This window comes from Algoriphagus boritolerans DSM 17298 = JCM 18970 (assembly GCF_900108085.1).
GTDB classification, from domain to species: Bacteria; Bacteroidota; Bacteroidia; order Cytophagales; family Cyclobacteriaceae; genus Algoriphagus; species Algoriphagus boritolerans.
In genome coordinates this window covers 395,619-408,495 of the sequence record NZ_FNVR01000001.1, presented here as the reverse complement: position 1 = coordinate 408,495, position 12,877 = coordinate 395,619, and the positions used below count along the sequence as shown (strand labels likewise).

11 protein-coding genes and 1 pseudogene are annotated in these 12,877 nt (G+C 43.9%); 4 read left to right on the top strand and 8 right to left on the bottom strand.

The annotated features are described in order from the left end of the window. Nucleotides 1-33 precede the first annotated feature (33 nt). The 8 genes from C4S61_RS01770 to C4S61_RS01745 form a co-directional block, all read right to left on the bottom strand. The gene (locus tag C4S61_RS01770) at nt 34-2,433 is read right to left on the bottom strand and encodes an ABC transporter permease (protein WP_103923061.1); all 2,400 of its coding nucleotides are present in this window, start codon (nt 2,431-2,433) and stop codon (nt 34-36) included. A gap of 409 nt (nt 2,434-2,842) precedes the next feature. Continuing rightward, nucleotides 2,843-4,192, bottom strand: a complete 1,350-nt coding sequence (locus C4S61_RS01765; RefSeq protein ID WP_103923060.1) for a Gfo/Idh/MocA family oxidoreductase — start codon at nt 4,190-4,192, stop codon at nt 2,843-2,845. 138 nt (nt 4,193-4,330) lie between these two features. Next, nucleotides 4,331-4,924, bottom strand: a complete 594-nt coding sequence (locus C4S61_RS01760; RefSeq protein WP_235009730.1) for a 3-keto-disaccharide hydrolase — start codon at nt 4,922-4,924, stop codon at nt 4,331-4,333. 578 nt (nt 4,925-5,502) lie between these two features. Next, complete coding sequence (locus tag C4S61_RS22215) at nt 5,503-5,781, bottom strand: hypothetical protein (protein ID WP_235009729.1); 279 nt, start codon at nt 5,779-5,781, stop codon at nt 5,503-5,505. A gap of 5 nt (nt 5,782-5,786) precedes the next feature. Further along, nucleotides 5,787-6,746 (bottom strand): IS110 family RNA-guided transposase, encoded by a 960-nt coding sequence (locus C4S61_RS01755; protein ID WP_235009728.1) that lies wholly within the window; start codon nt 6,744-6,746, stop codon nt 5,787-5,789. 354 nt (nt 6,747-7,100) lie between these two features. After that, entirely contained in the window at nt 7,101-7,349 is a 249-nt protein-coding gene (locus C4S61_RS01750) for a hypothetical protein (RefSeq protein WP_103923058.1), read from the bottom strand. A 45-nt stretch (nt 7,350-7,394) separates the two neighbouring features. Beyond that, entirely contained in the window at nt 7,395-7,526 is a 132-nt protein-coding gene (locus C4S61_RS22470) for a hypothetical protein (protein ID WP_262494999.1), read from the bottom strand. Between the two features lie 513 nt (nt 7,527-8,039). Then, nucleotides 8,040-8,720 carry an ERCC4 domain-containing protein gene (locus C4S61_RS01745; protein WP_103923057.1) on the bottom strand — a complete coding sequence of 227 codons (681 nt, stop codon included), beginning with the start codon at nt 8,718-8,720 and terminating at the stop codon, nt 8,040-8,042. Between the two features lie 198 nt (nt 8,721-8,918). On the opposite strand from C4S61_RS01745, the gene C4S61_RS01740 reads away from it, so the two are divergent. The 4 genes and pseudogenes from C4S61_RS01740 (at nt 8,919) to C4S61_RS01725 (ending at nt 12,653) form a co-directional block, all read left to right on the top strand. Next, nucleotides 8,919-9,296, top strand: a complete 378-nt coding sequence (locus C4S61_RS01740) for a hypothetical protein (protein WP_146064326.1) — start codon at nt 8,919-8,921, stop codon at nt 9,294-9,296. Nucleotides 9,297-9,480: 184 nt separating this feature from the next. Then, nucleotides 9,481-10,911 carry a dicarboxylate/amino acid:cation symporter gene (locus C4S61_RS01735; protein WP_103923055.1) on the top strand — a complete coding sequence of 477 codons (1,431 nt, stop codon included), beginning with the start codon at nt 9,481-9,483 and terminating at the stop codon, nt 10,909-10,911. Between the two features lie 158 nt (nt 10,912-11,069). Beyond that, nucleotides 11,070-11,567: pseudogene (locus C4S61_RS01730) on the top strand (DedA family protein); the annotation flags it as partial. A 99-nt stretch (nt 11,568-11,666) separates the two neighbouring features. Continuing rightward, complete coding sequence (locus C4S61_RS01725) at nt 11,667-12,653, top strand: bestrophin family protein (RefSeq protein WP_103923053.1); 987 nt, start codon at nt 11,667-11,669, stop codon at nt 12,651-12,653. Nucleotides 12,654-12,877 lie beyond the last annotated feature (224 nt).

Here is a 12,877-nt window from a genome sequence, read left to right as displayed (position 1 = left end):
ATCATCAGACTTTGGTCATCCGAAATCAAGCTTTTAATCACTTTTTAGCGTTTTGGACGGGTTCAGTGAAAAGACTTTCCAGCTTCGGTAACCAATTGTGATTAATGCTAATAGCAGGACGATCAAAACAGCATACAAATACGGCCAGATTCCGATGGAGGCTTTATTGGCAAAGGCTGAAAGCCAGGAAGAACTAAACCAAATCCCAAAACTGACAGCCAACACTGCCGAAATAGCCAAAAGCTTGAAGAAATCTGATGAAAGCACAGAAATCACATCGCCTTGGGTCGCACCTAAGACCTTGCGAATGCTGATTTCCCGAGTCCTTCTCAAAGCCACATAAGAAACCAGCCCGAACAGCCCCATGCCTGCTATGAAAATAGCGATACCGGAAAAAAGCCCGAAGATTTCCCCTACCCGCTGTTCTGAGCGATACATTTGAGCGTATTCCTGATCTACAAACTTGTAGTTAAAAGGCCGGTCAGGGACAAGTGACTTCCAAGACGCTTCCAGGCTTGCCAAATGAACTGCGGGATTTCCGGCCGGCATTTTCACCAGCAACACATTGGCCTGATCCGGATCAATGAAAATCACCATAGGACTTATCTGATGATGCAGCGAGTTGAAATGGAAATTTTTCACCACCCCTTTTACATTGGCAAGTCCGCCTCCGAAATCAACACGCTTGCCGATGGCTTCTTCCGGACTCCAGCCCAGGCGTTGAAGGGCAGATTCATTGAGAATTATAGGAAGTTGTAATGTGGAATCGTTCGCATAGGATCTGGATATGTCCGTCTCTGTGAAATTCTCACCGGCAAGAATCTCCAATCCAATGGTATTGACGAGGTCATTGTCCACAGAATAGCCCGTGATCATAAATTCCTTCTGATTGTCCCCTCCGGGAAAAATCGAATAGGAAGCTTTCACATGGATCGGCATATCAGATGCCAAAGCAATGGATTCAGCAGCTCCCGTGCGAAGCATTTCCTGCTTCACAGTTCCGATGGAATTGCGCATATTGTAATGATATGGCAAAGCTACTATCTGCTCCTTTTGATAACCCAAGTTGACTTCCTGCATGAAATCCAGTTGGGATTTGACCACAAAAGTGCAAATCAACAAACCCATGGACACAAAGAACTGGAAGACCACCAATGACTTTCTTACCCAGGCTCCACCTCCGATTTTCACTTTATTTCCCAGTGCTTTGATGGGTTCCAGACCTGAAAGGAAAATCGATGGATACAAACCGGACAAAATCCCGACTACCACCACCATTCCAGCCAAGATCAACAATCCTTCAAAAGAAAAAAGCAGTGCCAAATTCAAAGGAACTTCGCCCAATTTGACAAACTGAGGGGCCAGCAGATAGATAGTAAATAGGCTTAAAACCGCTGCACCAAAGGTCAAAAGCATCGATTCGGAAACAAACTGACCAAAAAGCTGTCCCCGGTCGGCTCCCATCACCTTTCTCAGCCCCACTTCCTTATTGCGCTCTGTGGCTTCTGCCGTAGCGAGATTTACATAATTAATAATTCCTATCGCCAACAAAAGGATCGCTACAACCCCAAAAATGTAAAGGTACTTAATGTCTGTACCCGGCTTCACTGTACTCAGCGTTTGGTCACCCAAGTGAATTTGGGTAACAGGTTGTGTTTGAAAGGAGGTTTGAAATCCATATTCCCGCTGTTCTTCCCCCAAATATTTCTCGACCATTTGGGGAAGTTTGGCTTCAAACTGACTCAAATCGGCATCTTTTCGAAGCTTTGCGTAGCTGTAATAATTACTTGGGGACCATTCCGGGTTTTTACCATGACGGTGGGTCTTGAATGAAGCCAAAAAATCAAAATCCAGGTGACTGTTACTTGGGAAATCCTCCATCACTCCTGTGATCAAATAGTCACTTCCATCGATTTTAAGCGATTTTCCTTCGGCGTTCTGCACCGAACCAAAGTAGCGTTTTGCGGTGCTTTCGGTTAGAACCAATTGGTTTGGTTCATTCAGAAGGGCTCCTTTTTGCCCAGCCAAAATTTCAAAGTCAAAAACCTCGTAAAAATTCTCGTCCACAAAAGCAAATCGAGACTCCTCTTGATTTCCCTGTCCGGCGTCGACCAACACAGAACTAAAAATACTCAAATCAAAAACCAGAGTTCCAGTTTCCACCTCAGGAAACTCACCAATCAAAGTTGGAACTAAGCTTGCGGGTGTGGTACCTACGAGTTGCATTTCGCCACCTGAGACAAACTCCTGATTGATTTTATAGATTCGATCGGCATCGGTGTACATTCGATCATAGCTCCATTCATGATGAATGTAAAGCGTGATCGAAAAGAAGCTAACCAGTGCTATGGTCAAGCCCAAAAGGTTGATGCCTGTATAAAGCTTCCGCTTTTTCAGGTTTCTAAAGGAGACTTTTAAGTAATTTTTCCACATAATGACAAAAGTTGAAAGGTTGTAAAGTTGGAAAGTTGGAAGGTTTCCTACCTACTTCCTGAATCCCGACATCTCCCATTCGTACTTCCTACTTTTATGCCATAAAAAATGCCCCTGAATTAGCTCCAGAGGCGATTTAGAAGATTTAAACCTATTCTTTTCTCGAACATTTTTGTTCGCCAGCGAACAATTCAGTGGGCAGAGGTCAGTGGGCAGTCACGGTGATCAGTAGGCAGAGGTCAGAGGTCAGGGGGCAGTCGCTTTATCAGAAGTGGTGAGTAGTGAATAGTAAGAGGTTACTAGTTCCCATATGTCAGTTATCCGAACAAATTCTTGGTTCAACCTTCTTGTCTCTTGCCTCTTGCCTCTCTTAGTCTTGATAATTGTGTCTTGATATTTGCTACTAAACTTAAAACTTTCGATACTTTCCTCCCAGGTACTTATTGGCCTTTTTCTCGGCAAACAGTGCTTTTTCTGAATCCCAATTCAGGGTCTGATTAGGAAAACGACCGGCGATCACACCGAGCAAGATCGTTTCGGTCAATCTCGCAGAATACTCAAATGGCGCACTGCATTCATCTTTTCCGAGGCAGGCATCCACAAACTGATGGTAATGCTTTTTGCTTTCTCCGGCATAATCTTTCACAGGCGCACCGAGTTTGAACGGTTCCACATCGAATTCCTCATACTTCCCATTTACGATGAGGCGCGGTAACTGCTGAAAGTGTGGAAGCAACAATCTTCCTTTTTCACCCATAAACATCGCTCCCTGATCAGGCAATTCTTCTCCATTTGGAAGTAAAAGATCTTCATGATCTGCGGGAGCCCCAGGACCATCATACCATACCCATTTTAGCGTTACTGCGGTATAGGGAGTGCCTGGGAATTCGTAAGTCACCACATTATTTTCAGGAAACCCGAATCCGGTTGGCTTCCGGCAGTTGTTGAGGATTGTTCTGGGCACATCGAGCTGAAGGGCATTGTATGGGGTATCAAAGATATGAACACCCATATCGCCTAAGGTTCCACAGCCATAGTCCAACAACTTTCGCCAATTGCCAGGATGATACACGCCTTCCTTAAACTTTCGCTTTTTGGCTGTTCCCAGCCAGAGATCCCAATTCAAGTTTGTTGGAATAGGATCGCTGCCTTTTGGTTTGGGTCCATCGTAGCCCCAGTTTTTGGGAGACCAGGCACGGACAGTATGAACTTTCCCAATGATTCCAGACTGAATTAGCAGCGTTGCAAGTTTATAGTCATAAAAAGAATGAACCTGAATACCCATCTGCGTCACCAGATTTTTCTCCTCGGCCATTTTTCTCATGGCCCTGGCTTCAGAGACATGATGCGTGAGGGGTTTTTGGCAATAAACTGCTTTATTCATTTCCATTGCCATCAGTGAGGCAGGGGCATGAGTATGATCCGGAGTCGATACGATGACAGCATCAATATCATCTTTCATTTCTCGGAGAAGCTCCCGGTAATCCACGAAAGTCTTGGCATTGGGGAAAAGTGCTGTCGCATTGCTCAGGGCATGGGTATCTACATCACAGAGCGCGACCACCTCCACCAATTCATGGGAAGAAATGGCCCGAAGATCTTCCATTCCCATACCGCCTAATCCAATATGAGCGGTTCGTAGTTTTCCATTGGCCCGGGCTTGCGCAAGGAGTGAAGGAGCCAAAAATAATCCGGCAGCACCTAGGCTTGACTTTTTCAGAAAGTCCCTTCGATCGATGAATTGAAGATTCTTGTTCATGAGGTTTGGGGGTAAATTTGGGTGAATTTCAATAGTTATGTTCTTTTAAAAACTGATCAATCAGAATCCTATTATTCCGTTGGATCATTACTAGCAACGGGGCAACTTCGGTCTCCCGCCTTGGGTCTTCCAGCCTTTTTATAATTCTTTGATGTCAATATTTCGAAATCGGACCACGTCTCCATGACCCAAAAAGCCAATGTGCCCGCTACTTCTTTTTAATCCCGGATGATCTTTTCCGTCTAATGTCCCATTTCTACTCGCTTCCAGGTAATCACCTTCCAAGATGACTGCTCCATTTAGAATGACTTTTATTTTTGGATGCTGGACGATGACTTCTTGCTGATTCCATTCACCGGCAGGTTTCAAAAATCCTCTTTTGGCAGGAATTACACCATAAACCGAACCGTGATATTGATAGGCTTTCAACCCTGCATATTTTTCAGCCTCGTTATCCAAAATCTGGATTTCCTTGCCTGCATAAGCTGCATCACCTTCCAAAGGCGCATGAATTCCCAGTCCGTTATTTGCTCCGGGAGTCAATTGAAATTCAAATCGAAGAATAAAGTCTCCATATTCCTTTTCAGTAAAAAGATTTCCTCCTCCCCCGCCATTGGGTTCGATGACGATCATGCCGTCCTTGGCCTGATAGGAAGTTTTGTTTCCAATCCAACCCTCGAGATTTTTGCCGTTGAAAAGTGGGGTGAAACCTTGGTTAGATTCCTGAGCCAATGAATTAAGGCCCGGTGAAAAAATAAGGAAAAGGAAAATTAGCTGGTGCCAAAACCGAAATTGCATGTCCTAATGCGTTTATTAATGAGTCTTCTACAAATCTATTGGACAAATTGAGATTTTATGTGTTTATAATTTGAATTTTATTGGCCATCCCGATAGTTATCGGGAGGAATCTCGCAAGGTCTACAATCATCCCTCTGTGTGTCACCGAAGGGAGCCTGCTCGATTTCATCAGACTTTGAAAGATTTTTAATGGTCTGATGGAATCTCGCAGATTTGGAAAATCAATTCTCCGTTTGAAATTTGAGTTTTGCTCGATTTGAGGATTTTTGTTTCGAAATACTTCAAGGTTACAGGGTTAGTGGTTTTGAAAACTTTCATCTGATTATAATTGGTTTGTTTAACTCATTTTATTTTCTCAGGTAATAGCAGAAAAACGCTAAGAAGTTAAATTTTCATCTACATGCTCGCGGCAATACTCCTGTGTGCTTAGCGCTTGATGTCAATTTCATCTACGGGGTTTCATTGTTTGGGCAATGATGTTTCAACCTCCAGTAATGACCGACCTTTGTTTTTTATGCTACCATTTCTTTGTTTAGTTTAACTCCAAGCTCCTTGAGTTTATCTAGGTGCATTTGGATTTGTCTGTCCTTTTTTCGGTTGTCCAAGTAGTCTCCTCCGAGTTCTTTGTATGCTGTTTTGTCCTTGAGGATGAAGTAGGCCGCTACCAGGATCTTATGTCCTATTGCTACCAGCGCTCTTTTTTTACCTCTTCTTCCCACCAGACTTTCATACTTGCTTCTCAGATAAGTTTTCTTGGTTCTTGTTGCTGCCCAGGCAAATTGCGTGAGCATAGATTTTAAATATTTATCCCCGTGGGTGGTCCGTGTACTTTTTTTTTACCGCCCGATTCATTGCTGCCCGGGCTCACTCCTGCCCAGGAGGCTAAATGCTGTTCGTTGGGAAAACGGCTCATGTCATTGCCGATCTCTGCGAGTATGTAAGCAGCTCCGTCTTTGCCCACTCCGGGAATCGTTTCCAAAAGCTTGGCGTCCAGTTCCAGCTCATTGGCTTTGAGCATCTTTTCAATCTGCTCATCCAACTTGGTGATCAGACGCTCTTTTTCGGCAATCGATTCCTTTACCATCTGAAGCATAAACCGATGGTGGTCGGTCAGTTTGCCCCGGAGTGAAGCAGCCAGCTCTTCTTTGGTGCAGTGCATTTTTCCGTGATGAAAATTGACCAATTCATCCACATTTTCCTCCCCATCGATCAGTGCCTTGATGATCTTGGTAGCCACGGCCCCGCTCATGTCGCTGACCACACTGGAGAGCTTGATGTTGGCATCTTCGAGTATCTTCTGAATCCTGTTCTTCTCCGAGGCAACTTGGTCGATTACTTTCCGCTTGTATCGGGTTACATCCCGCATCTCCCGGATGGGCTTGGGCGGTATGAAGCTTCCTTTCAACAACCCGCAAAGCAACAGCTTGGCAATCCACTTGCTGTCCTTCTTGTCGGTTTTGTGGCCGGGTACGTTCTTAATATGCCGGGCATTGACCAAAATGACTTCAAAGTCTTCTTCTAATACATTGTAGACAGGCTTCCAATAGACCCCTGTACTCTCCATGGCTACATGGGTGACACCGCTTTCTTTCAACCAATCCCGAAGTTGTTCAAGCGATTCGGTAAATCCATCATAAGAACGGGTCTCTTCTTTCAGTCCTGCGCCCTTGATGGTGGCTACGATCAGTTTTTTGTGGACATCTATCCCACAACCTCTTTCTATGAGTTGATCAAAGTTTACAGTTTGAGTGTTCATGACTGTTATAGTTTCCCGATTGATTTTTACGAGGAGGATTGTTGCTGGGATATAATCATCCCCCTGTGTGTCGTTCGCCCGTCATGGGTATTTCATCTGTTTATAATTTATTTTTCAATGGTCAGATGGAATCTCGCATGGTTTATAAACATCCCAGTGTGTGACGATCTTCGTCATGCTCGATTTCATCTGTTTTTAATTTTTTTTTCAAAGGTCAGATGGAATCTCGCATGGTTTATAATCATCCCGGTGTGTGACGAACTTCGTCATGCTCGATTTCATCTGTATATAATTTATTTTTCAAAAGTCAGATAGCCTGTCCCGATCTTTCATCGGGAGAATACCCCCATATAATCATGCTCCTGTGTGTCGACCGTTCGACATGGGTATTTCATAGCCAAAAAGCTCGAAGAAATCCCCGCTTACCAAAGTCACCGACTGATTAAATCCATCACCATTTTCGCGATTGAATAGAAAATTATTGGGAACAAAATTGGTATAGGCAACTTGGTCAGCCATATTTTCCTCAATCATGGACTGCAATACCAAGGGGAGCGATGGAAACTTAAATTCGCCCTGATCTCCATTTTGAACCCGTAGCACGCTGTACGAGGATTCTTTTTCCGGTTGGAAAGAATCAAAACTTGTCTAAAACTGAATATAAAAAACCAGTTGGATTGTCTCTGCGATTCCTACAGTGAGGCCTATCAGGTTGACGAGGGTATAGGAACGATGCTTGAGCAAATTGCGGAATCCGCTTTTCAGATAATTGATCCACATAACCTGGTAAATTAAAGTATTGATTTAGCTCAAATCAAAAGGCATTGGTTAATTGCACTTTTGGTCACACTCTCTGTTTCCACTTTTATGCCATGAAAAAAGGTCCAAAATTGATTGTTTTGAACCTTTATTTATTTTTCGGACAGATACTTCGAACATTTTTGTTCGCATCCGGGCAAAAATAAATTGAACTCATCGGAAAATGAGGGGGAGAGTTCGGGATCAAGTTATTAATCCCGAAAACCGATTCATTTTCCGAGTTTGAAGAAATCCGGATAGACAAATACGGGATGGCCTTTGAGGATCTGCAAGCGGCCGATCTAGATGGAGACGGAAAACCGGAACTTATTGCCTCAGGGCGATACACCAAAAATCTAAAGATCTATAGGAATCGCGATTAGAAGAATCTGAAAGTGAAGGCAGAAACTCACTTATTCAAGAATTTCTAAACCTGAAGAGCAGTGAGACACTCACAGGATCAATAATTTCAGCCTTGATATTGCTCGCAGCCACTTATTTTTTCAAAATCTCAAGCATCCCTTCCACAGTCCTTTTACCGATTCCCGGCACAAGCAGTAGGTCCTCTATTTCGGCATTGAAGACCGCCTGAAGACTTCCAAATTTCATCAACAGCCTTTCTGCCTTATCCACACCAATTCCCGGAAACCCTTCAAGAATGTGAAGCTTTTGAGCCAAAAGAGGATCTTTTTTCGGTTTTGAATGAAAAGTTCTGGGGTAAAAGCGTTGTTCCTCCAATTTATCCCGGGTAAGTTGCTTAAAGCCCTGAAGCATGACTTCAACGGATTCATGCGTGTTTTTGGTCCGCAAAATCGGAAGTCTGAAAGCCATAGAAATGGAAAGCAGTATCCCCTGAATTGCCTTTGGAGAAAAATCAGTCTTCCTGAATTCCCTGTTTTTACCTTCCAAAACAATACAGGCAGGAATACGGCTGTTTACCAGTTTTCCGGCTTGGGTAAACAATCGACCATCTTTTATCGAAAGACAAAAATCAGGAATGGACTTTCGCTCAACCAAAAAATCCCTGTCCAAAAGATAATCCCCAACTGCCAATCTCCGCCGGTGAATGATCATATTTCCCAATTTCCGAAACTCCTGTTCTAAAGCAACTGGCTCACGATCATCGATGGTGACTTGTAAGGGAAAGTAACGGGAAGACTTCAGGATATTGGCCATATAAATGACAGGAAGGACTTATCCAAGTTACAGGTTATCCTTTTACACCCCATGGATCAATCCGGATTAATAAAAGATGTTTTTGGCTATTACCCAAATTCTAGCTACATCACAGCGGTCACTGACTACGGACAGGCAAAAAAATAATTGAACTCATTTAGAATTTTATCCTTTTTTTTCAGCTAGCTTTATTCCAAAATGCTGTTAATGCGGGTTTGGGGGACATTATTCTTATTTCTCGGTCTAGTCGGATCCTTGGTCTTCGGAGCAGATCACATCCCTGACCAGTGGAATCAAAATTCCCCCGAAAACGGACTGATTTCAAAATCAGATTTTTTTGTTCAGCACCATTTCAATGGAGAAGTCGGCGAACCTTTATCCAACTGCTTTATTCCTGAAAGACCTGCTTTTCACTCCCTTCAGAAGGTTGGTTCGGCAAAGGTTCTTCTTGCCAATCTTACAGGCCTATCAGCCAAATGCCAATTTTTGGGACGCTGCTACCTAAAATCAGCTCTAACCATCGAGACAGGTTTACCCGCGTTTCGCATTGCTTTTCCGCACCACTATTTCACCTAGCCCAGGGGATCTTTCGCTTTTCCAAATTAGGTAATCTCCTAATGATCAAAAGGTTTTAAATCCTTTGCTTTTAAGGTAAGGCATTCTTATCAGAATTCAGTTTCCGGAATATCCCACCAGGACTGCATGCTGATATGCCTGTCATGCCAGCAAGTCAATTCAGTATTTCCCAATCCTTCTTTCTATGTCACTTCCTAAATCAAGCGGAGTCTTGATCCTTCTAGCCGTATCGGCTTCTCAAGCGGCCATTTTCATCGTAATCAACCTCCTATTTCCGGGCACTGTAGGCGACTCGCTGATGCTGATCAGTAGGTGGATCGGTTTGGTAGCCGTGGTGGGTTATTGTCTCAAAAAAAGCTCGCTTACCACCTGGATATTTGGCAGTATGCTCATCGGAACGGCAATCGGAACAGATTTCCCCGAGGTAGCGATGAACCTGAAAGTGGTCAGTCAGCTTTTTCTCAAGCTAATCAAAACTGTGATCGCCCCCCTGCTTTTTGGGACGCTCGTGGTAGGCATTGCCGGCCATTCCAACCTAAAGCAAGTAGGAAGAATGGGCTGGAAATCGCTTTTGTACTTTGAAGTTGTAACCACTTTGGCCCTGTTGATCGGTCTGTTGGCCATCAACATTTCTCAAGCTGGTGTCGGTATCGAACTGCCCGTGGGTGAAGTCCCGCTGCAGGGCACAGCTCGAACCTGGCAGGAAGTGATCCTCCATATTTTTCCGGAGAATATTGCCAAATCGGTTGTAGAAGGGGAAATTCTTCAAATCGTCATTTTTAGTATCCTTTTCGGGATCGGATTGGCGCTGGTAAAGGATGGAAAAAAGAAGCAAGTCATGCTATCCTTCACGGAGAGTCTGTCCGAAGTGATGTTCAATTTCACGCGGATCATCATGTATTTTGCTCCTTTCGGAGTCGGCGCAGCAATCGCTTACACAGTAGGTGAAATGGGCCTGGGAATCTTGGTCAACCTCTTCCATTTGCTCGTCACCTTGTACGTCGCCCTTTTAGCATTTTTAGTCTTGGTATTACTGCCTATCGCGCTGCTGCTAAAGATACCGGTAATCAAATTTTTGAAAGCCATCTCCGAACCTGTCTCTATTGCCTTTGCCACCACGAGCTCAGAGGCAGCCCTTCCGAAAGCAATGGAGGCTATGGAGAAGTTTGGAGTTCCACGCAAAATCGTAGCATTTGTCATACCCACAGGCTACAGCTTCAATTTGGACGGCACCACCCTTTACCTCGCTTTGGCTTCTATTTTCGTCGCCCAAGCAGCAGGGATCCAACTGAGTATTGCGGATCAACTTCTCATGGTGCTGACCCTCATGCTGACGAGCAAAGGGGTGGCAGGAATCCCAAGAGCTTCCCTGATTATCCTGATGGGAACTGCCGCAAGCTTCAACCTGCCCATGGCACCCATTTTCCTGATTTTGGCGATCGATGAACTTATGGATATGGCAAGGACATCTGTCAACGTAATCGGTAACTGCCTGGCTACCTGTGTGATTGCAAAATGGGAAGGTGAGTTTGGATTGCCACCTGAGGAAAATCTCGAACTGATCGAATCCGAAGTCGTTGTCGTACAGGAATTGCCCCAATCAGTAAAAAATTAACTACCTATAAATCCAAAATTCAGATGTATGAATTTATCAATTCTATTTTAGAACTTCTGAGTCCGGAACTGATCATTCGGCGGGGTGGACTCCTGCTTTTATTAGCGATCATATTTACTTAAAACGGGCTTTTCTTTGGTTTTTTTCTACCCGGAGATTCACTATTGTTTTTGGCAGGCATGCTATGCGGGCTGCCAATTTTGGAAGTCTCCATTTATGCCTTGGTATTTTACATTGCCGCAGCAGCCTTTTTGGGATATATCGTCTCTTATTTCATAGGGCTAAAACTCGGAAAATGGCTGCTGACGCGACCGGACTCTCTCTTTTTCAAGTCAAGCTACCTGAATGTCGCGGCCTCTTACTTCGAAAAGCGGCAGCATGGTGCTATTATCATAGGACGATTCATTCCGATCATCCGAACCTTTCTACCGCTTTGCCTGGGATTGATCAAATCCAATTTTCGGAATTTCATGGTCTACAACCTGATCGGTGCATTGGTCTGGACCTCAAGTTTGGTGCTGGCCGGATATTTTCTGAAAATCATCTTCCCCGAACTCATCCATTACCTGGAGTGGATCATAGTGAGTCTGATCGTCATTACCTCCATTCCCCTGATCAGACAATACTTAAAAATCAAGCGTGGGACCGGCGGATAAGGCAGAAGGGGTGAAGTGAGGAGATGCAAAAACATTTTCATCTATCTGAATTGGATAATCAGAAGAACTTTTTGATATTCTGACCCAAAACCACCACTCATGTACGTCAAAAGGCATTACCACATTTGGAGCACGATCCGCTGGTCCAAAAAACCATTGATCAACGCACTGTTTTACTCAGCTGCAGTAATCGTGTGCTACGAAATCACAAGAATTCCCTTTTCGCTTCCTTGGCAACCGATATCGGTAATCGGTATCGCAGTGGCATTTTACCTGGGTTTCAAAAACAACAGTTCCTACGACCGGGCTTGGGAAGCCCGAAAAATCTGGGGTGCCATCGTCAATGACAGCAGGTCGATCGCCATAGGCATCATGAGTCTCTCCTCCCCTGCGGTGGCTTTTGAGTGGAAAAAGAAGTTTGTCCACCGACATTTAGCTTGGATTATTGCCTTAAAACATGCCATGCGAAAAGGTAAAACATGGGAACACAATGCCAAAATCGAAAACTTAATCTTCACCCCATATTTTCAGCAAGAAGGCATGAGAGGCCCGGAAGCCGAACTTGAAAAATACCTTTCCACCCCGGAAATCAACAAACTAAAATCTTTCACAAATATGCCCTTCCATCTACTCAAAACACAAAGTTTGGAATTGAAAAAACTGGAGGAAAGTGGGGGAATCACCGAATACAAGCATGTCTACCTTCAGCAGCTGCTCTCCAAACTGATGGACAGTCAGGGCATGTCCGAACGAATCAAAAATTTCCCTTTCCCAAGACAATATGCCTCTACAGGTTTATTTATCAATTACATTTTTTGCGCGTTGATCCCTTTTGGTTTACTCGACATTTTCGAACAATCCACCAAACTGCATTATTGGCTAACCGTGCCTTTCTCCACGATAATTATTTGGATTTTCTTTTTGGTAGACCGAATTGGAGACTATTCCGAAAATCCATTTGAAGGTGCCTACAACGATGTGCCGATTTCTTCTATTGCACGGGTGATAGAAATTGATTTGCTCGAAATGCTGGAGGAAAAAGAAATTCCGGCGCCTTATCCTGTTGAAAACGGGTTTTTGATGTAAACAGGATTATAGAAATTCAATGGATGATTTTTGTGAAGGATAGAGTTATCCAATCTGTCTTTAGGCTAGTTTTAAACGGTCCTCTATTCCAAGCTATATGAAATCGAGCATGATTAAAAAGTCACACACTGGAATGATTGTAAACCTTGCGAGATTCCATGTGACCAATAAACTTCAAGTTATAAACACACATGAAAGTTAAAAAACTGATTACTAACAGGAAT